Annotated in this window: 22 protein-coding genes and 2 tRNA genes; 8 read left to right on the top strand and 16 right to left on the bottom strand. The window is 35.5% G+C overall.

The genetic code is table 11. The features are described 5' to 3' along the window. Positions 1-90 precede the first annotated feature (90 nt). Positions 91-954 (bottom strand): gamma-glutamyl-gamma-aminobutyrate hydrolase family protein, encoded by an 864-nt coding sequence (locus tag ABWU40_RS03405; protein WP_015589047.1) that lies wholly within the window; start codon positions 952-954, stop codon positions 91-93. A 218-nt stretch (positions 955-1,172) separates the two neighbouring features. After that, positions 1,173-1,245: transfer RNA gene (locus tag ABWU40_RS03400), tRNA-Phe, on the bottom strand. Between the two features lie 79 nt (positions 1,246-1,324). Between ABWU40_RS03400 and coaD the strand changes: the two genes are divergently transcribed. Both coaD and ABWU40_RS03390 read left to right on the top strand, forming a co-directional pair. Beyond that, complete coding sequence (gene coaD / locus ABWU40_RS03395; RefSeq protein WP_015589048.1) at positions 1,325-1,831, top strand: pantetheine-phosphate adenylyltransferase; 507 nt, start codon at positions 1,325-1,327, stop codon at positions 1,829-1,831. 68 nt (positions 1,832-1,899) lie between these two features. Beyond that, entirely contained in the window at positions 1,900-2,091 is a 192-nt protein-coding gene (locus ABWU40_RS03390) for a zinc-finger domain-containing protein (protein ID WP_006279326.1), read from the top strand. Positions 2,092-2,107: 16 nt separating this feature from the next. Here ABWU40_RS03390 and ABWU40_RS03385 read toward each other — a convergent pair whose 3' ends face one another. From ABWU40_RS03385 to rpsB, 7 genes are read right to left on the bottom strand one after another with little or no spacing between them, the layout of a single operon-like run. Continuing rightward, on the bottom strand, positions 2,108-2,734 hold the full coding sequence (locus tag ABWU40_RS03385) for a phosphatidate cytidylyltransferase (protein WP_015589049.1): 627 nt from the start codon (positions 2,732-2,734) through the stop codon (positions 2,108-2,110). Beyond that, the gene (uppS, locus tag ABWU40_RS03380) at positions 2,724-3,419 is read right to left on the bottom strand and encodes a polyprenyl diphosphate synthase (protein ID WP_015589050.1); all 696 of its coding nucleotides are present in this window, start codon (positions 3,417-3,419) and stop codon (positions 2,724-2,726) included. Before uppS ends, ABWU40_RS03385 begins: the two co-directional genes overlap by 11 nt. A 6-nt stretch (positions 3,420-3,425) precedes the next feature. Further along, on the bottom strand, positions 3,426-3,689 hold the full coding sequence (locus ABWU40_RS06315) for a hypothetical protein (RefSeq protein WP_039964055.1): 264 nt from the start codon (positions 3,687-3,689) through the stop codon (positions 3,426-3,428). A gap of 5 nt (positions 3,690-3,694) precedes the next feature. Then, positions 3,695-4,252, bottom strand: coding sequence for a ribosome recycling factor (gene frr, locus ABWU40_RS03370; protein WP_007549203.1), 558 nt, complete (start codon positions 4,250-4,252; stop codon positions 3,695-3,697). A gap of 7 nt (positions 4,253-4,259) precedes the next feature. After that, positions 4,260-5,003, bottom strand: coding sequence for a UMP kinase (gene pyrH / locus ABWU40_RS03365; protein WP_015589052.1), 744 nt, complete (start codon positions 5,001-5,003; stop codon positions 4,260-4,262). 10 nt (positions 5,004-5,013) lie between these two features. After that, the gene (gene tsf / locus ABWU40_RS03360; protein WP_015589053.1) at positions 5,014-5,874 is read right to left on the bottom strand and encodes a translation elongation factor Ts; all 861 of its coding nucleotides are present in this window, start codon (positions 5,872-5,874) and stop codon (positions 5,014-5,016) included. Further along, on the bottom strand, positions 5,855-6,703 hold the full coding sequence (gene rpsB / locus ABWU40_RS03355; protein ID WP_015589054.1) for a 30S ribosomal protein S2: 849 nt from the start codon (positions 6,701-6,703) through the stop codon (positions 5,855-5,857). Before rpsB ends, tsf begins: the two co-directional genes overlap by 20 nt. A 191-nt stretch (positions 6,704-6,894) precedes the next feature. Here rpsB and ABWU40_RS03350 point away from each other — a divergent pair. The 4 genes from ABWU40_RS03350 (at position 6,895) to ABWU40_RS03335 (ending at position 10,528) form a co-directional block, all read left to right on the top strand. Beyond that, positions 6,895-6,971: transfer RNA gene (locus ABWU40_RS03350), tRNA-Asp, on the top strand. 129 nt (positions 6,972-7,100) lie between these two features. Continuing rightward, positions 7,101-7,472: a preprotein translocase subunit YajC gene (gene yajC, locus ABWU40_RS03345; RefSeq protein ID WP_015589055.1), complete on the top strand. Its 372-nt coding sequence runs from the start codon at positions 7,101-7,103 to the stop codon at positions 7,470-7,472. Positions 7,473-7,552: 80 nt separating this feature from the next. Then, positions 7,553-9,364: a glutamine--fructose-6-phosphate transaminase (isomerizing) gene (gene glmS / locus ABWU40_RS03340; RefSeq protein ID WP_141457364.1), complete on the top strand. Its 1,812-nt coding sequence runs from the start codon at positions 7,553-7,555 to the stop codon at positions 9,362-9,364. Between the two features lie 231 nt (positions 9,365-9,595). Beyond that, the gene (locus ABWU40_RS03335; protein ID WP_141457147.1) at positions 9,596-10,528 is read left to right on the top strand and encodes an Rpn family recombination-promoting nuclease/putative transposase; all 933 of its coding nucleotides are present in this window, start codon (positions 9,596-9,598) and stop codon (positions 10,526-10,528) included. Between the two features lie 114 nt (positions 10,529-10,642). Here the strand turns inward: ABWU40_RS03335 and ABWU40_RS03330 are convergent, their stop codons facing one another. From ABWU40_RS03330 to hemC, 3 genes are all read right to left on the bottom strand, one after another. After that, a complete protein-coding gene (locus tag ABWU40_RS03330; protein WP_070356842.1) occupies positions 10,643-10,834 on the bottom strand; it encodes a hypothetical protein in 192 nt (63 codons plus the stop codon). Positions 10,835-10,930: 96 nt separating this feature from the next. Then, positions 10,931-11,818 carry a UDP-N-acetylmuramate dehydrogenase gene (murB, locus tag ABWU40_RS03325; RefSeq protein WP_141457145.1) on the bottom strand — a complete coding sequence of 296 codons (888 nt, stop codon included), beginning with the start codon at positions 11,816-11,818 and terminating at the stop codon, positions 10,931-10,933. Then, entirely contained in the window at positions 11,809-12,687 is an 879-nt protein-coding gene (gene hemC, locus ABWU40_RS03320; RefSeq protein ID WP_141457143.1) for a hydroxymethylbilane synthase, read from the bottom strand. The genes murB and hemC overlap by 10 nt, the downstream gene beginning before the upstream one ends. 1,036 nt (positions 12,688-13,723) lie before the next feature. On the opposite strand from hemC, the gene odhB reads away from it, so the two are divergent. Continuing rightward, positions 13,724-14,896: a 2-oxoglutarate dehydrogenase complex dihydrolipoyllysine-residue succinyltransferase gene (odhB, locus tag ABWU40_RS03315; RefSeq protein WP_015589060.1), complete on the top strand. Its 1,173-nt coding sequence runs from the start codon at positions 13,724-13,726 to the stop codon at positions 14,894-14,896. 38 nt (positions 14,897-14,934) lie between these two features. On the opposite strand, the gene ABWU40_RS03310 is transcribed toward odhB, so the two are convergent. Next, positions 14,935-15,111: a tetratricopeptide repeat protein gene (locus ABWU40_RS03310; protein WP_141457140.1), complete on the bottom strand. Its 177-nt coding sequence runs from the start codon at positions 15,109-15,111 to the stop codon at positions 14,935-14,937. Next, positions 15,098-18,184: a tetratricopeptide repeat protein gene (locus ABWU40_RS03305; RefSeq protein WP_353279111.1), complete on the bottom strand. Its 3,087-nt coding sequence runs from the start codon at positions 18,182-18,184 to the stop codon at positions 15,098-15,100. The genes ABWU40_RS03310 and ABWU40_RS03305 overlap by 14 nt, the downstream gene beginning before the upstream one ends. Before the next feature lie 219 nt (positions 18,185-18,403). On the opposite strand from ABWU40_RS03305, the gene secA reads away from it, so the two are divergent. Then, positions 18,404-21,064 (top strand): preprotein translocase subunit SecA, encoded by a 2,661-nt coding sequence (gene secA, locus ABWU40_RS03300; RefSeq protein ID WP_141457138.1) that lies wholly within the window; start codon positions 18,404-18,406, stop codon positions 21,062-21,064. Between the two features lie 3 nt (positions 21,065-21,067). Here the strand turns inward: secA and ABWU40_RS03295 are convergent, their stop codons facing one another. Both ABWU40_RS03295 and fsa read right to left on the bottom strand, forming a co-directional pair. Then, the gene (locus tag ABWU40_RS03295) at positions 21,068-21,997 is read right to left on the bottom strand and encodes an ankyrin repeat domain-containing protein (RefSeq protein ID WP_174516903.1); all 930 of its coding nucleotides are present in this window, start codon (positions 21,995-21,997) and stop codon (positions 21,068-21,070) included. Between the two features lie 336 nt (positions 21,998-22,333). Then, entirely contained in the window at positions 22,334-22,975 is a 642-nt protein-coding gene (gene fsa / locus ABWU40_RS03290; protein WP_015589064.1) for a fructose-6-phosphate aldolase, read from the bottom strand. Positions 22,976-22,986 lie beyond the last annotated feature (11 nt).

Genomic DNA, 22,986 nt, shown 5'->3' with positions numbered 1-22,986 from the left:
TATTTTTCCTTAAGTTGACGCCATTGCCTGAACGGATACATGACAAATCTATCGTTTATCAAATCGTCGGTAAGCCTAAAGCTATAGCCATTAAGCACGATAAAGAAAATCATTCATAATCGCTATAGCAACTAGTGTAGACACTTGACGTTCCTTGTGATTTGATAAATAGAGGTTTTTATCTGACTTCACAACAAGGGCTTCTGGATGACTTTGAAAGTGAACATTACCATGCTTATCTTCAATAGCCTCTATTACCCCCTCACTGGAAAATGCTGCAACTTTATATCCAAGTGACTCCAATTTTCTTCTATTTTCTGGTGTATTACTTACTGCTCCTGAATGAGCATCTGGAAAATATGTTGAAAACCAGCCATTTTCATTAGGTATTAGGAATTTGGCTACTACTTCTGCTAAACGACTATTTGGAACGATCTTTATCTGCTGGAGAGGTACATCCTCTTTCTGTGGATTAGGTGCTGATTTTAAATGAGATCTTCGTTTCTCTTCATCACTCACAACACTCACTACTTCAATTCCCTTTGCATTCATTATGCCTTCACATATGCCAAGCAAATGAATTACAGGGTTATCATCCACTATTTTTACAATTGCTTCAGTAACAAGCTGGCGACAAGGAGTGGGTGCTGAGTGTAAATTATCCGGAATAAATATTCTATTTATTTTGTGCTCTTTAACAAACTTTGCAACTTCAACTTTTATTCGGTCTAATGTTAGCTTCTTTGCCAATGTTTCATCTTGTTTTGCGAGATTAAGTGACTCTGTCTGAATTTTTTTAAGGCTAATTATCTTATTATAATCAATCAGTACAGTCTTAACCCCAAAGTTATTAAACATCTCATAGATATTTTGAGATAGCCCAAGTTCATGTGCTTCTTCCGTTTTCAACAAACCAACAACTACGTCATTATTTACTGTATTTTCTGCCGTCAAGACAGTTGACACTGGTTCTTCTTTTCTGGTTACATGTTGAGATGCCGGTTTTTCACTAACGCCAGCATAAGTAATATTGCTTAATAATAGAACTATAATTAATAAGATATTAAATAGTTTATTATAATATTTATATACTATGACTTGCCTCCCTAATATTTATATTACGATATAGAGTATTTTATAACAAAAAGGCAAGTTTGCCAAGAAAGAGAAGGTGGCCTGAGCAGGAATCGAACCAGCGACACAAGGATTTTCAGTCCTTTGCTCTACCAACTGAGCTATCAGGCCAACTGTATACTTTTATTTTTAGATAAAAAATGTTATTATGTCTATCAAAAGTTTTTAAAGTAGTTTATAAAAATAAAGGATGAACATTAATGACAAAATAGGAATCTACCCTGGCACATTTGACCCTATAACTTTTGGGCATATTGACATAATCAAAAGAGCGTGTAAACTAGTCGATAAATTAATAATAGGAGTTGCAGAAAACGTTAATAAGCATACTGCCTTTGACACAAAGCTACGCACAAGCATGGCTGAAAATGAAATCAAAGGACTAGGAATTGATGCAGATGTTATATCTTTTAATGGGTTGCTAGTGAAGTTTGCCAAAGAGCAGAATGCTTCTGTTATTATTAGGGGATTAAGAGCAGTATCGGATTTTGATTACGAGTTTCAAATGAGCTGGGTAAATTATAAACTTCTTCCTGAAATCGAAACCATATTTCTTCCTGCTTCTGAAGATACTCAATTTATCTCATCAAGTTTTGTAAAGGAAATAGCAAGATTAGGAGAAGATGTTAGCAAATTTGTATCAAAAGGCGTTCAAAACGAATTGATTAACCTGAATAGGATAAAAAATGGAGAATAGTGCTTGTTGTTTTTTATTTCTGAATGGGTATATTCAATATATAAAATGTTATAAGCTAAAGGAGCAGCATGTCAAAAGTGAGGGTTAATAATAGAAAAGTTTGTTGTCATGGTGATGAGAATGATGAGGGTTCTGGCCATCCATTAATATATTTAGATATGGGAGAAGAAGAGGAAATAGCCTGCCCTTATTGTGAAAAGACGTTTGTCCATGACTGCACTGTAGAAGCGGTTGGGGAGCTGACTAGGGATGAACTCTAATGGCACTTCTGCAGACTTAGCTTATGTAAATAGCAATAAGAGGGGCAGTAAAAATGAAACTGTCCATACGGTCGAGCACTCCCCCATGGCCAGGTATCATATTTCCACTATCTTTAACACCGTAAGCTCTTTTAACAAGCGACTCAGTGAAATCGCCAAGTTGCGCTAGAATAGCAATTGCAAGGCCAATGATTGGAGAATAAAAAATTGAAAATAGACCAAAAAATATTGATCCAAAAATTGTGCACACTACTCCAGCTAAAATCGCACCAAGAAGTCCTGTCCAAGTTTTTCCAGGGCTAAGAATTGGGCAAATTTTAGCTCCACCAAAATTCTTACCAAATAGGTAGGCAGTAACGTCAATTCCCCAAATGGTTAAGACGAACCATACTAATGCGTATTTTCCCTGTGGTAGATTATATAAATATATTAATGAGGCGCTTGGTAGTGCAATCAATAATAATGCAAAAACGTATAAAATTTTATTTCCTTGGGTTAGATTATACCATTCAAAAGAAGATAAAACTGCTATTGAAAAAATCAATAGGTAAAACGATAAATCACTGAAATATGTAGCAAAGGAAAATATGAATAATATTACTATTGAGGACAACATTCTAATTATAAAATTATTATCTACCATATTTTTTCTCTCTTTTTGTATAATCTTCTAATGCTTTACTCAAATCTTGACAAGAAAAATCAGGCCATAAAGTATCACAAAAATACAATTCAGCATAAGCTGCTTGCCATAATAAAAAGTTGCTTAACCTTTTTTCGCCGCCAGTGCGAATTAATAAATCCAATTTTGGCAAATCTTTAGTATACAGAAATTTTTCAAATTCCTCTTCTGATACATAAGCAATATTTTCTTTTATAATATTGCTTATAGCTTGTGTAATTTCTTGCTTTGCTCCGTAACTGACTGCCACAGTGAGTAATAAACCATCGTTCTTATGTGTCATTTCTTCTGCTTTTTTAATTTGATCCAATATTTTACTGGATAACAGACTTAAATTGCCAATAAAATTCAACTTAATGTTACAGTTGCAAATGAAATTGACTTTATCTTCATTAGTTAAAACGGAGTAAAATAAATCAAATAGACAGTCAGTTTCGTTTTTGGGTCTAAGCCAATTCTCCATAGAGAATGCATACAAAGTTAAGTAGGGTATGGTTAGGTCCGTACAATACTTGGCAATATCGTATGCAACTTCACTGCCCTTTTTATAACCATCAATTTTTACCTTTCCTTGATTGTTCGCCCATCTACCATTACCATCCATAATAATTGCTAAATGTTTCGGTAAAGATTCTTGATTCAACATTTAAATTTAACCTAATTTTGACTTGAGTGAAATTTTTTGGATTTCAATGGACACCTGGAAGGTGTCAGCTACTTGCATGACAGGAAGAGAGTTACTGTAGTGACACCAATAGTTGATACTTGAATGCAAAATTGGTGTCATCCCAGTGCTCCGACACTGGGATCCAGGAAATTTGATTTCAAACAAGTGCATCAGATAGTTGTATAGTAAAGACTGGATTCCAGTGTCAAGCACTGGAATGACATCATTTGCTATGTAAGCTTTCTCCATATCATTTAGTGATTCAGTATATCCTTTTCTTTGATGGACAATTCACCATCAATTTTTTTTATATTATTATCAGTAATATTTTGTATTTCCTTTTTAGCACCATGAAAATCATCTTCTGAGATTTCTTTATTTTCCTTCATTTTTTCTGTTTCTTCCATAATATCTCTACGTATATTTCTAATGGCAATCCGTGCATTTTCAGCAAACTGATGCAATAATTTCACTAATTTTTCACGGGTTTCTTGTGTTAAGTCCGGAAGAGCTATACGTATGGTATTGCCCTCAACAACAGGATTTAAATTCAAGTTGGCATTTAATATAGCATTTTTCACTTCACCGACAACATTAATATCCCAAATTTTAATTGATAGAGTTTTGTTATCTATAACCGAAACACCTGCAACCTGATTTAACTTTTGATGTCCACCATAGATATTTACAACTATACCATCAAGCAACGATGCGCTAGCTCTACCAGTGCGTACGCCTTTAATATCATCATGAAAGGACTGAATAGTTTTTAGCATTCTTTCTTTTGTTTTAGCTTTTATTTCATTTAACATAAATTACCTAATGTTTACAATCTGAAACTATAGTATAAGTACCTTGACCCTTAATAATATTGACTATTTTTTCTCCCTTCAAAGAAAAAACTATAATTGGAATAGAATTCTCACGAGCAAGTGAAATTGCTGATGCATCCATAACTTTTAAATCACGAGTCAATAAATCCGTGTAAGAAAGCCTATCATACATTACAGCATCCTCATTTTTTTTCGGATCAGCGGAGTATACACCATTTACTTGCGTACCCTTTAGAATAACATCACAATTCATTTCAACAGCACGTAAGGCTGCAGCTGTATCTGTAGTAAAAAATGGGTTGCCTGTGCCTGCTGCAAAAATTACCACTCTACCTTTTTCTAAATGACGAATAGCTTTCCTTCTTATGTAAGGTTCACATACAGTGGCCATGGGTATTGCAGATAATACCCTAGAAGCTATTAAATTTTTTTCTAAAAAGTTTTGTAAAATTAAAGCATTGATTATAGTTGCAAGCATTCCAATATAATCACTACTTGCTCTTTCACAGCCACTTAAAGACGCAGATGTGCCACGAAAGATATTACCACCACCAACAACAATACATACCTGAACTCCAAGCCTGTTAATATCAGCTATATCTTTGCATAATTGGCTTATTATTCCCATATCATAGCCAAAAGACTGTGACCCCATTAAAGCTTCACCAGAGATTTTAAATAACACTCTGGAATATTTTATTTCGCTTTTTTCATTTGTTGAGGGAAACATTTTTTACCATTTAGTTTGCACCACCCAAAACAAGTAACTTGTAATTAGATAATTTAATAGCACTCACCTCGCTTGACTTTATAAAATCAGAAACTTTCATTTTATCATCCTTTATGAACTTTTGTTCTAGTAAAACAACTTCTTCATAGTACTTAGCCATTCGTCCATCTACTATTTTTTTTGCTACTTCTTCAGGTTTATTTAAGCCCCTCACTTGCTCTTCAATTATAGAACGTTCATTTTTCAACTTCATTTGATCTAAATCATCTATAGACAAAGCTTCAGGCTTCATAGCAACTACATGCATAGCTATTTGTTTCCCAATCTCTTGTAGCTTCGCCTTATCACCAGATGATTGCAATGCAATTAAAGCACCAATCTTACCTAAGCCACACACATCACCATGTACGTAGCCAGCAATAACTCCATCCTTAGCTTCTAAGTAACAAAGCTTGCTTAACTCTAGCTTCTCACCAAGAACTGACGTACCATTCATAATAGCTTCCTGCACTGTGCCAATGCTTTCATACTTGGCATTTTTTAACTCATCAACGCTAGTACAGCGTTCTTGATGAGCAATTGATGCTAAATTTGAAACTAACTCTATAAATTTCTCATTCCTTGCAACAAAATCTGTTTCGCAATTGAGTTCAACCAATGCACCATAATTTTCAGTCAAACACATAACAACGAGTCCATCTGAAGCTACTCTATCAGATTTTTTGTCAGCTTTAGCAAGACCTATTGTACGTAACTTATCAACGGCTTTCTTAATGTCACCATCACATTCTTCTAATGCTTTTTTACAGTCACTTAAGCCAAGCCCTGTTCTATCACGTAATTCTCTTATATCATCTGGATTCATCTTCATTTGTTACTACCTCCCTTTCTTCTTCTTTGTAAACTTTACTACGTCTCTTTTTAGTTTGCACAATACCGTCTTCTTTTTCTTGAATAAACTCATCACCCCTTATATCATCAATCTTAACTCCAGATTTTGCTAGACTAGACTCTATTCCAGCTAATATAGAGTCGGTAGCTAATTTACAATAGAGCTCTATTGATTTTCTTGAGTCATCATTTCCAGGTATTAGATAAGTAATACCATCTGGATCAGAATTAGTATCAAGTATTGCAACTATTGGAATTCCTAACTTCTTAGCCTCCTTAACCGCTATATGCTCTTTATTAGTATCAATGATGAATAAGATATCAGGAATTGCTCCCATTTCTCTAATACCGCCAAGCGCCTTATCAAGCTTTTGCTTTTTCTTTTCAATGTTTCCCAATTCTTTCTTTGTTAAAATGCTATCCTCGTCATTTAATATTTTCTCATATTGCATCAAGGTTTTTATCGAAGAAGAAACAGTGCCCCAATTAGTAAGCATACCACCAAGCCAACGATGATTCACATAATATTGACCACAACGAATCGCTTCACTTGCAATAATATCAAAAGCTTGAAACTTTGTACCAACAAATAGAATGCGACCACCTTGAAATGCAACGTCATATAAAGCCTTCATGGCCACCTGTAGCAATGGTAATGTTTTTCGCAAGTCAATTATATGTATACGATTTTCTTGATGTACCCCATATATATATGGAGCCATTTTTGCGTTCCAGCGACTAATTTTGTGACCAAAATGTACACCAGATTCAGCTAAATCACGCACAGTGACTTTAGGCAAATTTGTCATATATCATTCCTCCAAATAGTTTATCTTCCATGGCATAACCCTAATGGGACTACTTGTACAAGCCATGTGTGAAATTAAATTATTTACATAGTAATAGAAAAGACAGCAAAGCGCAAACAAAAAATATTGACAAAGGGCAACATGTTTATTAGCTTTAAAGTTGAAGCCCGAAAACGCTAAAAAGAAATTAGGGGGGTGTAGCTCAGTTGGTTAGAGCGCATGCCTGTCACGCATGAGGTCGTGAGTTCAAGTCTCATCACTCCCGCCATATTAGTTTTAGCATAACTTAGAATTCGCAACCGATATTGAGAAATGCTTCCACCAAACTTGACATGGCATGGTATTGTAATTAATACTTAAATAGGTTTGTTTTTATCATTAACAATTAGGATTAAATATGCTCATTTCTGAAGTTTTTGCAGCAGATGCAACTAGCAATACATCAAGTATCGGCGCATCTTTTGCTAGTTTTACTCCATTGATTTTAATATTTGTGGTATTTTATTTTCTCATTATTCGCCCACAACAAAAAAAACTAAAAGAACATAGAAAGATGATAGATCAAATAAAACGTGGTGATACAGTCATTACTTCTGGTGGAATAATAGGTGAAGTTAATAAAGTTGATGAGGCAAATGCACAATTTATAATAGAAATAGCACCAAAAGTTGAGATAAAAGTTCTAAAGTCCGCTATATCTGAGGTTTTAAGCAAAGAAACTCAAAAAGTAGCAGCTAAACCAATTAAAAAGGTAAAATCGAAAGAATGATAAAAAGAATATAAATCAACCAGTAATAAAGGCAAAAATGCTTAACATGTTTAGAAAAAAGTTTGTTTGGTGATCCATTTGTGTGCGGAATATTTGGTGTAGTAAGTAGCGGTGATTCAGTAATACCAACCTTACTAACTGGGTTACAAAAATTGGAATATAGGGGATATGATTCCTCAGGTATAGCAATCATAAATAACGAAGGTAAGATAGAAGTCAAAAAATCAGAAGGTAAAGTCGAAAGGTTATGTGAAGTTGTTGATGACAGCAAGATGTCTCACAGTACAGTTGGTATAGCACATACTCGCTGGGCTACACATGGAGTTCCAGGCCTTAAAAATGCTCATCCCATTCGTACAAATAATGTTGTTGTTGCTCATAACGGCATAATTGAGAATTACAATCTGCTAAAAAAGGGTCTAGAAGAAAGGGGAATGCCATTCCATACTGACACTGACACAGAGATCATACCAAACATGCTAACCTTATATCTTGATGAAGGATTGTCGCCAGTTGATTCTCTATTTAAGTGTTTAAACAACCTACACGGCTCATTTGCCTTGGTCTTATTATTTGCAGAATATCCAGACGCCTTATTTGTTGCGAAGAGAAATTTGCCTTTAGCAATAGGCTATAACTGTAACACAGTGTTTGCTGCATCTGACTCTAATGCTTTAAGTGCATTTGTGGAAAAAATATCGCATTTGGAAGATGATGACATTGCAGTGATAAAATCTAGTGGAGTTAGTATATACAACAATGGTACACAAGTTAAACGCAGTATAGAAAATAGTAGTCCAAGTGATTTTCTAATTAGCAAAAATGGTTACCCTAGCTTCATGTTAAAAGAGATTTTTGAGCAACCTTGTGCATTAAACAAAACAATAAACCAATTTTACAAGCAATATAAAGAGGTCAACAAAAAATTATTCTCTGAACTGAATCACATTACTATAGTTGGATGCGGGTCATCTTATTTTGCTGGGCTAATAGCAAAGTATTGGCTGGAAAATGTCGCTCAAGTTCGAGTATATCTAGAAATCTCATCAGAATTTAGGTATAGCAACGTCAAGCTGGAAGAAGGCAGCATTGGGTTATTTATCTCTCAATCTGGCGAAACTGCAGATACCATAGAAGCGCTGCGTTATGCGAAATCACAGAAGCAAACAATCATAAGTATAACTAATACATTTAGCAGCAGCATTGAAAAGATCTCAGATATTGTGTTACATACTCTTGCTGGGCCAGAAATTGGTGTTGCTTCAACAAAAACCTTTTCTGCGCAACTTGCAACTTTAGCATGCTTTGCCGTGGAGCTTGGAAAAATAAAAGGTATACTGGGTGGAGAGAGAATAAAACAGCTAAGCAGTGCTATCAATTCTATTCCCGAGTATGTTGAGCACGTTTTGAATGTGATGAAAATACAACATATATCGGGCAGTATATTAGAACACAATAACGTTATTTTAATCGGCAGAGGAAGTTCATACGGAGTTGCAATGGAAGGCGCATTGAAAATAAAAGAGCTTTCATATATCAATACAACTGGTATTGCAGCGGGAGAAATGAAGCATGGTTCTATTGCTTTAATAGACTCTACTGTGCTTGTTATAGCAATTATCCCTTATGATGATTTATTCTTTAAAACGCTATCTAATATACAAGAGATTATTGCAAGAAAAGGCAAAGTAATTGCCTTCAGTGATAAACAAGGAGCGCCATTCCTAAGGGGAGTTTGCGCAGATGTGGTGCAACTTCCAGACACTGATAATTTTATCTCTCCAATCATCTACAGTGTTGCTATGCAATTCCTTGCTTACTTTACTGCAGCAAAAAAAGGGTTAGATGCAGATTGTCCAAGAAATTTAGCTAAGTCTGTCACGGTTGAGTAGTCCATTTAAAGTTAAAGCTAAACTTCTAATAAGGTAACCAGACTGCATTCTGTGATTTTTAGCAAAACACGATACACAATCGTCATTCCGCTACTAGTTAGCGGAATCTATGCCGAGATACCGCGGCGGTATGACGGTTCGCGGCGGCATAGCTATAGCTATCTTCAAAAATATGGTTGAATAATTGTTAATAATAGTGTATAATTATTAATATTTTTAAGCACTTTGGCTATGGCTTTATCTAAGTTTCTCGACCCTAAGCTGGATTTAACCTTTAAAAGAATCTTTGGCACTGAAAAAAATAAGAATATTCTCATACATTTTTTGAATGATATTTTAGGGTTTACTGAGATAAATACTATACAAGAAGTGGAATTCCTCAGTACTATAATGGATCCTGAAATTGCATCTGATAAACAAAGTATAGTTGATGTTCTTTGCAGGGATTCTAGTGGGGCCAGGTATGTGATTGAAATGCAGCTTACTCGCGATAAAGGCTTCGAAAAACGAGCTCAACTATATGCTGCTAAGGCTTACTCAAGGCAAGCTGATAAATCTGGTAAGTACATTGATTTAAAGAAGGTTTTCTTTATTGCTATCTCTAATTGTAATTTATTTCCTGATAAGCTTGATTATATATCCAGCCACACTATAAGAGATGAGAAAACCAATGAGCATGACTTAAAAGATTTTCAATTTGTATTTATTGAACTACCTAAATTTCCTAAGAATAAGGAAGAACAGCTAGAAAGCATAGTGGATCGTTGGTTATTTTTCTTCAAATATGCAGATGAAACTACGGAAGAAGACTTAAGGAAAATAGCAGAAAAAGCACCAATAATAAAGTTAGCCTACGATGAATTAGACAGGTTTAGCTGGAATGAAAAAGATTTAGTAGCTTATGAAGAAAGAATAATGGATCTACGGAAAGAAGAAGCCATTCTTGAATACAGACTTGACCTTGCTACTGAAAAAGGCATCCAAATTGGCGAAGAAAGAGGCATCAAAATCGGTAAAGAGGAAGGGAAAATTGAAGGAAAAATCGAAGGAAAAATCGAAGTCGCAAAAGCAATGCTGGCTAACAATGTTGATGTCAACACTATTGTCAAATTTACTGGCCTTTCTATTAGTGAGATTGAAGAATTAAGTGTGAACGGTTACTAATTAAGAACTTTAATTATCAATCATAAATCACTGAATTTCGCTAGTAAATTTGTTGCCATTGTCCATATTGCACAATTGTATATAAGATATAGTATAACAATAGTGTCCGTTCAGCTAATACCAATTCCCACTGCACAATAAACGGATAGATAACAATGGAAAAAAAGCCATACTATTGCCTTTCTTTCTCACTCCACAATTAAATAACTCTACAATATCGCTTATTTGATTCACTAATAATGAGAATTGGTATAACTTTGCTATTTTTCTCTCTAGATTCTTGCAAAGTTCTACAAGATTAACCACATTACCTCACGGTTTCTCTATGATTATTTTTTTAGATTACTTGTTTACCTTATTTGCCGTTCTCCTGAACGAATATACATAAGCTATAAAAACTATCTAATAGCTACCCAAAACCCTTATTTCCCACTCAAGTTCAACATTAAATTTATCCTTTACTGCATCTTTTACTTTGTTGCCAAGGTTTTCCAAGTCAGATGCAGTTGCATTATCGTAATTGAGCAAGAAGTTACAGTGTTTCTTAGAGATTCTAGCTCCACCAATATTTAACCCTAGGCAGCCAGATTTATCAATTAACTCCCATGCTCGGTAGTTTTTTGGATTTTTGAATATGCACCCAGCAGTTTTTCCTCTTATTGGCTGGCTTTTATTTTTCCTCTCAATAACTTCCTTTAACCTTTGCAGTATAAGCTCATACTCTGAGTTTATTCCTTTAAACTCAGCTTCAACAAAAATCCAATTTCCTTTTAGGCTATGTCCACGGTAAAAATACCCCATTTCTTCGCTGGAGAACTCATATAGGTTTCCATCCTCTAGATTCACTGCTTTTATGGATTGTACAACACTTGCGATATCACTACCATATGCACCTGCATTCATTTCTATTCCGCCACCAACTGTTCCTGGAATTCCAACTAGAAACTCCAACCCACTAATCTGCTGATTTCCCGCAAAGTGAGCAAGGTTGCTGAGCAGCACAGCTCCCCCAGCTACAATAGAGTTGTTACCCTTACTTTTAATATATGCAAACTCCTTACCTAATTTTACTGTTATTCCTCGAATGCCACTATCTCGCACTATTATGTTGGATGTTGCACCAATAACGCTAACTGGCAGTTCAGTATTTTTAATCAAGTATGTTAAATCTTCAATATCACATGGTTTAAATAATACATCAGCTCGTCCACCAACATTTAACCACGTCGCTTTAGACATTAAGACATCATAACGATAGATTCCACGTACTTTAGGTAAGCTTATAAGCATTTTGATTTCAACTCTAATCCTGCATCCATACCCATTTTCTCCGCATCTTCTATAAATGAAGTGCGCTCAGTGAAGTATATATTTTTTCCACTTGCTAACATACAACGAAGGTGTAGCATATTTTCGCTCACATATTCAGCCAAAGCTGCAAGTGGTGTAAAACATGAACCATTCACTGTCTTCATAAAACTGCGCTCTGATTTCACTCCTATAAAAGACATATTATTATTAATTTTCTCTAAAAGATTGATAATTTTTACATCATTCCTTCTACATTGAATACAAACCGCCCCCTGCCCCACTGCACTTAACATAACTTTTGGTGGCAATACCTCTGTAATCAAGTGATGTTTTTCTAATCTTATGAGTCCTGCTTCAGCTAGAATTATTCCATCAAAACTTTGATTTTGCAATCTGGTTGTTACATTTCCACGTAGCGGTACTATATTTAAATCTGGTCTAACATTTAATAACTGAACTTTTCTTCTTATTGAAGAAGTGGCAATAGTAGCCTGCTGTGGCAAAGACTCAAGGCTATTGTGTTTATGAGAAATAAACGCATCGCATGAACTTAGCCTTTCTAAAACACAAGGAATTGTTAAACCCCCTGAGAAAAACGCAGACATATCTTTTAGCGAATGAACTGCCATGTCTATATTATTTTCGAGCAATTCAGTCTCAATTTCTTTAATGAATAATCCTTTGCCTCCTATTTCAGCAAGATTTGCGTTTGCATACTTATCTCCAGAAGTTTTTATTTTAACAATTTCAATAGATAAGTTAGGAAAAGAATCCAGCAACTTTTGTTTTGCTTCCAAAGCCTGGGCAACTGCAAGCTTGCTTCCTCTGGTACCTATTTTGACTGGCATGTGTACGACTGTTTGAATACCAAACCTTAACCTAATTAATTATTTAAACACTTTGGTAGCGTGTATCGCATGAACCTCGGTTACCCTCTCTCTGATGTCATTCAAGTACTTGGATCCAGTTTATATGAGCCTTTGCATTTATTGTACTTTAACTTAAAACCAAAAGCAACTTTGACTTTACAAAATAATAGCCTTTTACATGCATAAATAAGCTTACTGGATTCTAGTACTTGCATGACAAGGTATAAACCTTATCGTCATACCGCCGCGAACCGTCATACCGCGATTCATTCGCGGTATCTCTAGATCCCGCTAACACGTAGCGGGATGACGAGGTTATCGTCATGCTGTCGCGAACCGTCATACCGCGATTCATTCGCGGTATCTCAGCCGCTAACAAGAGATCCCGCTAACAAGTAGCGGGATGACGATTGTCGTTTAGCCATAAATATTAAGAAATTTACCAAACGAAAAAAAAAGCAAAAGAAGCCCCGTGGTTGGCTAATTACTTACATTATACTTTCAAGTATGGCGTTTTTTTATTCTAAACACTTAATAACCGCGATTCAGCTGCTTTTAAACCGCAACTAATCTAAATTATAAACATTAAGAAATTTACTAAACAGAAAAAAAGGCAAAAGAAACCCTAGGGTAGCTAGTTATTCACTATCCATTTTTTAAGTTGGCGTTTTTTAATGTTTTAAATGCTTTATAAGCGTATTTCAGCTTGTGTAGGTAAAAACCCAGAAATTTGATAAAGACATAGAGTGCACATAGTGCAAAAAATTAAACATGAGACGCCAGATACGTGAGTTTTTTTGTCATTTAATCTGTACAGAGAAGATAAATAAATAGCTTCAGTTTCATGATAAGGGGGCTGGCGGAGTTTGTCAAGGAATTTTTATGGCTGCGCTGGAATGACATTTGGGAGTTGTGGTCCACTTCTAAATGATAAGAGCCTCAATGAATTTATTAGTTTATTACATGTCTCTTTTCATGTATAAATCTATAGAAAGTTTTATACGGAAGTTGTTTTATGAGCAAAATTATAGAAATCAGAGCACCAAAAACTCTTGGTGGTGAATCAGTTACAGAAGGTATAGTAAAAATAAAGAAGGGTATTGGAGAAGCAGTAAAAGTAGATGACTTGATCTTTGAAATTGAAACTGACAAAACAGCACTCGAATTAACTGCAGAAGCTTCGGGGCAAATAACTGAATTTCTTGTAAAGGAAGATGATGTAATAAGCCCTGATCAATTGTTAGCGAAGCTTTCCGTGGGAGAAGTAAAAGAGGAAGCGAGAAAAGAAGATAAAAGCGAAAGTGCTGCTAAAAAAGATGCTCCATCAGCTCGTAAAATTATGGAAGAAAATGCAATCAGTGCAGAAAGCGTCAAAGGAACTGGCATGGGAGGCAGAATAACAAAAGCAGATGTGATAGGCCATATGAACAAAGCTGAACAACCTGCAATAAAACAATATGAATTGCCAAAAAGTGTAGTAAGTGGAGAGCAAAGAGAGGAACGAGTAAAAATGAGCAAAATAAGACAAGTAATTGCCGCTCGTTTGAAAGCATCGCAAAATACTGCTGCAATACTGACCACGTTCAATGAAATTGACATGAAGAATGTCATGGATCTAAGAGCAAAATATAAGGACGCCTTTGAAAAAAAATATGGAATAAAACTTGGTTTTATGTCGTTTTTTATAAAGGCAGCGGTGCAAGCATTGAAAGAAATTGCTGAAATTAACGCTGAAATCTCAGGCGATGAAATCATATATAAACATTACTATGACGTAGGTGTTGCTGTTGGCACCGATAAAGGTCTTGTTGTACCAGTTATTCGGGGTGCCGATCAGATGTCATTTGCAGAAATTGAGTTGACTTTAGTTGCTCTTGGCAAAAAAGCACGAGAAGGTAAATTACAAGTATCAGAAATGGAAGGTGCAACATTTACCATTTCAAATGGCGGAGTATATGGTTCGCTCCTTTCTACTCCGATAATAAACCCTCCGCAATCTGGAATACTTGGAATGCATTCAATACAAAACAGGCCAGTTGCCATGGGCAACTCAATTGAGATTAGACCTATGATGTACATTGCCCTCTCTTACGATCACAGAATAGTTGACGGCAAAGGAGCAGTTACTTTCCTCGTTAAAATAAAAAATTATATAGAAGATCCAAATAGATTAGTTTTGGAAGTGTAGCTCAAATGAATTGTTGTTAATCCAGTATTGCTAAAAACCTAAATGTCATCTAGTTCTGCCAGCAGTTTAGCAACTTCCGGATGATCAGGGCCATAATGTTTCTTAAAGATGGATGAAGCCCGTGCAAACAACTCCTTTTGTTTCTTATGGTTACCTAGAGCACCATAAGCGGGGCCTAGAATTTCCCATAGTTCAACAACTTTAGAAGTAATCATGGACATGATGCTTCTCAAGAATAAATGAGGCCTGCTCAAGCAACTCCTTTGCTTTCTGAGGGTTACCTAAATCCCCATAGGTAATACTTAGGTTTGCCAATAGTTTAGCAACTTCAAGATGATCAGGACCGTAATGTTTCTCAAAAATAGGTAAAGCCCGTTCAAACAACTCTTTAGCTTTTTGAGAATCACCTAAGTCTCCATAAGTTCCGCCTAGGTTTTTTAGTATTATAGCAACTGTAAAATGGTTAGGCTCATAATGTTTCTCTTGAATTGCTAAAGCCCGTTCAAGCAACTCTTTTGCTTTCTGAAGATTGCCTAAATCTCCATGAGCGTTACTTAGGTTTGTCAATGTGATAGCAACTTGGAAATGATCGGAGCCATAATGTTTCTCTTGAATTGCTAAAGCCTGTTCAAGTAACTCTTTTGCTTTCTGAGGATCACCTAAAGTCCTATAAGTGGTACCGAAGCTCACTAATGTTCTAGCAACTTCGAAATGATCAGGTCCATAATGTTTTTCTTGAATTGCTAAAGCCCGTTCAAGCAACTCTTTTGCTTTCTGAAGATTGCCTAAATCTCCATGAGCGTTACTTAGGTTTGTCAATGTGATAGCAACTTGGAAATGATCGGAGCCATAATGTTTCTCTTGAATTGCTAAAGCCTGTTCAAGTAACTCTTTTGCTTTCTGAGGGTTACCCAGACCCCCATAAGCGTTGCTTAGGTTTGTCAGTATAATAGCAACCTGGAAATGGTCAGAGCCATAATGTTTCTCAAGAATAGGTAAAGCCTGTTTAAGTAACTCCTTTTGTCTCCTATGATTACCCAGATCCCCATAAGCGATACCTAGATTTGCCAGCGCTATAGCAACTTGAAAATTATAAGGCCCATAATATTTCTTAAAGATAGATAAAGCCTGTTCAAGCAGCTCCTTTTGTCTTCTGGGATTACCCAAGTCATGGTATCCATCGTTCATCCATATTAACAAATACACAAGATAATCCTTTTCTATTGTTTGTTTTTCTGAAGGATTTTTTGCTAGCCAATTATCTATATGTGATAAAAACGCTTCTAAGTGCGGCAATAATTGTCGCTTCTTAGCATAATCTTCTAATTTATCACTGTCGTCAGGGAAGCTTTCTTTTAATAATTGAAAAACGGTTTTTATATCTTTTTTAATTTTTCCACTTTCCTTTGACTTTAGCCTAATTACATCTTGTACTAAACAGTGAATAGAAACACTACTACTCTGCTCATTGGACACTAGCATCGAATATCTCAATAATATACCTAATACTTCTTCAAAAGGTTTTTCTTCAGAATTGTTCTCTACAATCTCAGGAAATATTCTTAACAAATCTTTAGGAATATCATTGTCTAAATATGCACAAGCTACTAACAACTTGCTTGCTAGTTTAGACTCATTACGAATTGCGTCCATTGTAATATCCCAAGTAATAAACACAGGCTCATGGTTAGAATCCTTAGGTAGTGTTTTATGAGATAATAAATAAAGCTTCCTTTCTGCATAAATTTCTAAGTAACGTGAGATAGTCATTTTGTTTTCTTTGATGTAAGCGCAAGCCTGAGCTAATGCCAAAGGTAATCTACCTAACTTTTCTGCCAATATACCTATATTTGGCCTATCGCTTTCTGAAACCTGGCCTAGAATTTTCTTAACATATAATTCTGATTCTGGGGGAGTAAAAACGTCTACACCTATACTCCCTTGTGGCCATTCAGTATTACGAGACGTAACTATTATTTTGCCGCCTTTTGTAGGTCTGAGCTTAGAAATGACTTCATAATTTGATACATTATCATAAATCAACAACCAGCCTTCACGTTTAGAATCTTCTAGCCAGTTTTTCACATAATAAGCTCGCTGTGCAATAGAAATGTTGTCTTCATCGTGAATAATATTTAATTTTCTTCCTAAATTAACATATTCACTGAGTAGTTGATCTTCATCTTTTGCATTAAACCAACATATTGCCTTGTATTCTTTCCCATGTTTTTGAATAAAATCTAGCACTGACTGTGTTTTACCTACTCCACCTAACCCGTACAAAGCAGTTAATATAACTGGCTCATTTTTTGTCTTTAGATGATTTACTATTTCTTCATTGAGATATTCTCGTTCAATGAAATTTCCACTAGCTATTTTAGGTGGAATGTTCCACCGTTCAAATAGATCTTCTCTAGGTTTGAGACTATAAAGATGTTCTATAACTTCCCTAAAATAATCGTCTTTTCTTGTTAGATAAGAAACTTTGCTACCCTGTTGTGCCCACCATTTCCCTACCTTATCATATACACGGACAAAAACTGTATCAATATCTTCTTCCCCTGATATTTTGTATATATTCCCTATTTCTTTCTTAATAATATCATCTAATTTTGAATGATTAGGTTGATCAACTACAAACCTTATTCTAAGTAAAAAATCTTCTATTTCATCGTCACTACCACAACTGAAGTATTTTTTCAGTTCAGTATGATTTTTTATTTTGTAGCACGTTCCTTTTTGACCTTCATAAATATTTAAAGTGTTATAATTTGTTAACTTTGACTCTTCCAGATACTTCTCTAATGTTTCTACGCTTCCTTGCTTCTCTGTACCTTTTTTTAGGTTCACATTGACATTAGTATGAATGACAAGCGTAATATCACTGTTCTTACACTCAGGGTTTTGCTTAATCTCAGGATGAGATTCAAAATATTTGTTTAACCCGAAATCTTCTTTCTGTTGCTTTCTATCATTTCCATCAATAAACAAATCTTCAAAAGTAATATTCTTCGAAGAGCGATGTGTATTGCAGTGCTTAGCTTGAACCAAGATAATTCTCGATTTGTTCTTCTGATCTTTATACTCAAAAAAAATATCATCAAAGGCTCCAAAACCTTCTATGTTTGATGCTAACCAAAAGTCAATTTTACTACTTAACCCATGAAGTAGATACAGCATTAATAATTTTACTTCATACTTGCGACCATGATCACCTGTTGATGTGCCATCTCTCTTCTTAAATGTACGATTACTAAGTACTTCAGACTGTTTGTTTTCTACATTCATACCCTACTAAACCTACGAATAACTTCTTTCTATAAAAAATTAAAGTCACCAAGTGCCTAAGATAATGCAACAGATTCTTTAACATTGTAATAACAGTGCCGAACAGGGTCAATTTTGTTTGCTGTCTTAAGCATAAAGACTCCCCAAATCTAATATGTAATTGCTGTAGGCTGCATTTAGTAATATAATCTCATATTAAATAAGACTTTACTTAAGTTTATGCTAGATTCTCCGCTAATTTTGACAGCCATTCTTATATTTTTCATTTTTACGTTGTCATTCTTTTTTATAAGAAAGATATTTGGGTCAACAAATAAGAAGATAATAAAATCCTTTAGGAAAATTGTTCAGCAAATAAATGCATTAGAAACAGAAATGCAGAGCTTATCTGATGAGGAGCTTGCTGGTAAAACTGAAGAATTCAATCGAGAATTGAAAAATGGGAAAACGTTAAATGATCTTCTCGTACCTGCATTTGCAGTTGTGCGTGAAGCCTCTCGAAGATTTCTTAACATGAGGCACTTTGATGTTCAACTGATTGGTGGAATGGTGCTCCACAATGGCATGATATCAGAAATGAAAACAGGAGAGGGAAAGACACTCGTTGCAACTTTAGCTGCATACCTTAATTCTTTAGAAGGGAAAGGCGTGCACGTCGTAACTGTTAACGATTATCTTGCAAAACGAGACACAGAGTGGATGAGCAAATTATATAATTCTCTTGGGGTTTCTGTTGCGTTTATTACGAATAACTTGACAGACGAAGAGAGGAAAGAGGCTTACAGTGCAGATATCGTGTATTCCACAAATAACGAGCTTGCCTTTGATTACCTGCGAGACAATATGAAATTTTCTCAAGAAGACATGGTTCAGAGAGGCTTTCACTACGGAATAGTTGATGAAGTGGACTCAATACTCATTGATGAAGCTCGCACTCCGCTTATTATTTCTGGCCCGGTTGAGGAAAACAATCAGATATATAAGCATATCAATAAAATAGTAACCAAATTAGTTGACTCCGATTATGAAGTAGATGAAAAAGGTAGAACGGTATTCTTGACTGAAGATGGTATTTCACGAGTGGAGGAACTACTAAGGTCATACAATCTCATTCCTGAAAATTCCTCGCTCTATGATACTGACAGCATGATAATGACTCATTATATAGACCAAGCATTACGTGCACATAAGCTGTTTACTGCTGATAAAGATTATATAGTAAAGGATGGCAAGGTAGTGATTATTGATGAATTTACTGGGCGTATGATGGAGGGCAGGAGATATTCCGATGGTCTTCATCAGGCACTTGAAGCGAAGGAGAATCTTGAAATTCAGCATGAAAACCAAACTTTAGCATCGGTCACATTTCAGAATTACTTTCGTATGTACAATAAACTTTCCGGAATGACTGGAACAGCAGCAACAGAGGCAGAAGAGTTTAGTGATATATACAGATTAAATGTAGTAAAAATTCCAACCAATGTATCTGTAAAAAGAGTTGATATTGATGATGAAATTTATGGCACAGGAAAAGAAAAATTTAATGCTGTGTTAAAGTTCATAGAAGAATGCCATAAACGCCTTCAACCGGTCCTTGTCGGCACGGTAAGCATCGAAAACTCTGAGAAGCTTTCTGCGCTTTTGCAAAGCCATTCTCTTAAGCATTCCGTATTAAACGCTCGTTATCATGAACAAGAGGCGTACATAATAGCACAAGCTGGAGTGCCAGGCAGTGTCACCATAGCAACTAACATGGCAGGACGTGGAACTGATATTCAGCTTGGTGGAAATGCTGAAATGATTGCAAAGGTGGAGCTAAAGAAGATAAAAAATGCTGATGAAAGAGAAAAAAAATACCAAGAAATAGTTGAAAGAGTAAAAAAAGATAAGGAAATTGCTATAAAAGCTGGTGGTTTATGTGTGGTTGGAACCGAAAGACATGAAAGCAGGAGAATAGATGATCAATTACGCGGACGTTCTGGTCGTCAGGGGGATCCTGGACTTTCTAAGTTCTTTTTATCGCTCGAAGATGACCTAATGAGAATATTTGGCTCTGATAGAATGAGAAGTTTTTTACAAAAAGTAGGGCTAAAGAATAACGAAGCTATTCATCATCCATGGATCAATAAGGCACTCGAGAAAGCACAAAAGAAAGTTGAAGCTAGAAACTATGACGTGCGGAAATCTCTACTTAAGTTTGATGACGTAATCAACAACCAACGTAAAGTTATTTTTAAGCAGAGAAACAATATCTTAGGCAACGAAATTAATGATTTACTTGAAGTATATAGCGAAGTAAATGAGAGCGTAATAGAAGGTATAGTCCAAAGTGGCTATTATGAGGATTATATTGAAGATATAGTCAAAGAATTCCATACAAGGTATGGAATAACGCTTGATAAAGAAGATTTAGCAAAGTTTTTAAACAAACAAGAAGTTTTGGATTATATAAATGATAAGATACAAGAATTTTTTACTGAGAAAGAAAAATATTTCAACAGTCAGCACACTACAGATTTGTGGAATACGATCGTGAAGCAAATGATGATAATGACACTTGATCATTTATGGAGGGAACACCTTTCAGTTCTAGAGAGCCTAAGACAAAGCATAAGCCTACGTGCCATGGGGCAGAAAGATCCACTGAATGAATTTAAACGCGAAGCTTTCTTGATGTTTGAGTCAATGCTTGAAAAATGGAAGGAACTCACCATTCACCGCCTAGCGCACTTTAAGTTGGCAGATAACCAAGAGATAGGCAATAGGTTACATTCTGCTAGAAATAGCAGACTTCCCAAAGTCTCAAGAAACGACAAGTGCCCTTGTAATTCTGGAAAGAAGTACAAACACTGCCACGGCGCGGTTACTGTGGTGAATTAATAATTATGGTTGTACAGTTTGTTTATTTCCATCAACATTACTGCAGCTAACCTCACTTAGCTTACTGTTTAATGAATGCTCTGATGACTTATATGCAACCCCATAGGAAATTCCACCAACGATCAGTGCAGATGCCACAGTAATTACAACTATTGCTAGTGCAGGTAATGCAGTAGCATAAATGAGTGCTAATGGAGCAACAATGGCAGCTAATATACCTACAGTAATTCCTGCTGTTATAGCTTTAGGTCTATGAATAAATGATGGATCTGCACCATAATTTAGCAGAAGTTTCGCTACTTTTGGATGTTGATAATTTAGTCTTGGATGTTCACCATGAGTGTAATAAACAGCATAATATAAAGGAGTTCTTCCGTCTTTATCTTGTGCATTAACGTCTGCTCCCTCTTCTAGCAAAACTTCTACTACTTGTGTGTATCCATTCTCAGCAGCATAATGTAAAGGACTTCTTCCATATCTGTCCACTACATTAACATCTGCCTCTTTTTTTATAAGATGTTTTACTACTTCTATATGACCACTATAAGCAGCATAATGCAAAGGAGTCCCTTTATCTTCATTTTGTGCATTAACGTCTGCTCCTTCTTCTAGCAAAACTTCTACTACTTGTGCATGCCCATGCTGAGCAGAATAATGTAAGGAGGTTTTTTCCCATTCATCTTGTACATTAACATTAGCTCCGTTTTTTGTTAAGTATCTTACTACTTTTTCATAGCCATTTTCAGCTGCTATAAGTAATAAATTGCACTTGAGCACTATAAACGTGTAATTTATATCAAATTCGTTTTTTTTCCACTCATCATATATAAGTTGATTTTCCTGCTGCAGCTTATCTTTAATTCTATCAATTAAATTTTCCTTACTCAGATCTGGACTACTGTTGACTTCTTGTAGTATTAACCTTAATGTCATTTCCTTCTCCAAGATATAAAATTTTATTATGGCATATGGAGTGGATTATGTCAATGAAAAACTAAGAAACTGGTTCTTCTTTTTTTCTATAGCTTTAGGTTTACCTACAATTTGAAAAACAACAAATTCGTCATTCCGCTACTCGTTAGCGCCTCGGCGGTATGATGTAGGGAAACCTTTCTTGGGTTAGCTATAAAGTTAAGATTCGACCAGGGCAGCCGCAATAAGGTAGCAAACGCCATCATGTCTTTAGGAGAGTTTGCTAATGAAGGCTCTTAAGTTGACGCCATTGCCTGAACGGATACGCCAATTTTTATGTTCATTTGTAACCGTTTATTATTTTACACCCCAGTCTTTTTCAAATATTGCTAGCCCTTGGTCAGTAAGTGGGTGATTAATTAATTGTCTAAGTACTTTTGCTGGCACAGTAATTGAATCAGCACCAAACCTTGCAGCTTCTATTACATGCGCTGGGCTTCTCACTGATGCAACAAGAACTTTAGTATCAAAACCGTAATTAGAATATATAGTACATATATCTTCTATTAGCGATAAGCCATCATAGCTTATATCATCAAGGCGACCAACAAAGGGGGAAATAAAACAAGCACCGACCTTAGCGGCAAGCAGTGCTTGTCCAGGAGAAAAACATAATGTGATGTTAACAGGTATTTTATGCTCTGTCCATAACTTTTTACAAGAAATTAATCCTTCATGTGTAAGAGGTAATTTGATCACAACATTATCAGCAATTTTTGCTAAATTCAGACCTTCTGTGATCATCTCTTCATGGCTATCTGCAACAACTTCAACACTAACAGGCCCTTTTATAATAGAGCATATTTCACGCACTAAATCCTCGTATTTATCTTTACGCCCGGACTTTGCTATTAAAGAAGGATTAGTTGTTATGCCGTCAATGAACTCCTTTAGTCCTTTAATTTCATTTAAATCAACGCTATCAAGAAAAATTTCCATGTTAATCTCCT

Origin of the sequence: Wolbachia endosymbiont (group A) of Cydia amplana, from assembly GCF_964028495.1 — a bacterium.
Classification (GTDB): domain Bacteria; phylum Pseudomonadota; class Alphaproteobacteria; order Rickettsiales; family Anaplasmataceae; genus Wolbachia; species Wolbachia pipientis.
Note: the sequence above shows the minus strand (reverse complement) of the source record. Positions and strands in the feature narration are given on the sequence as shown.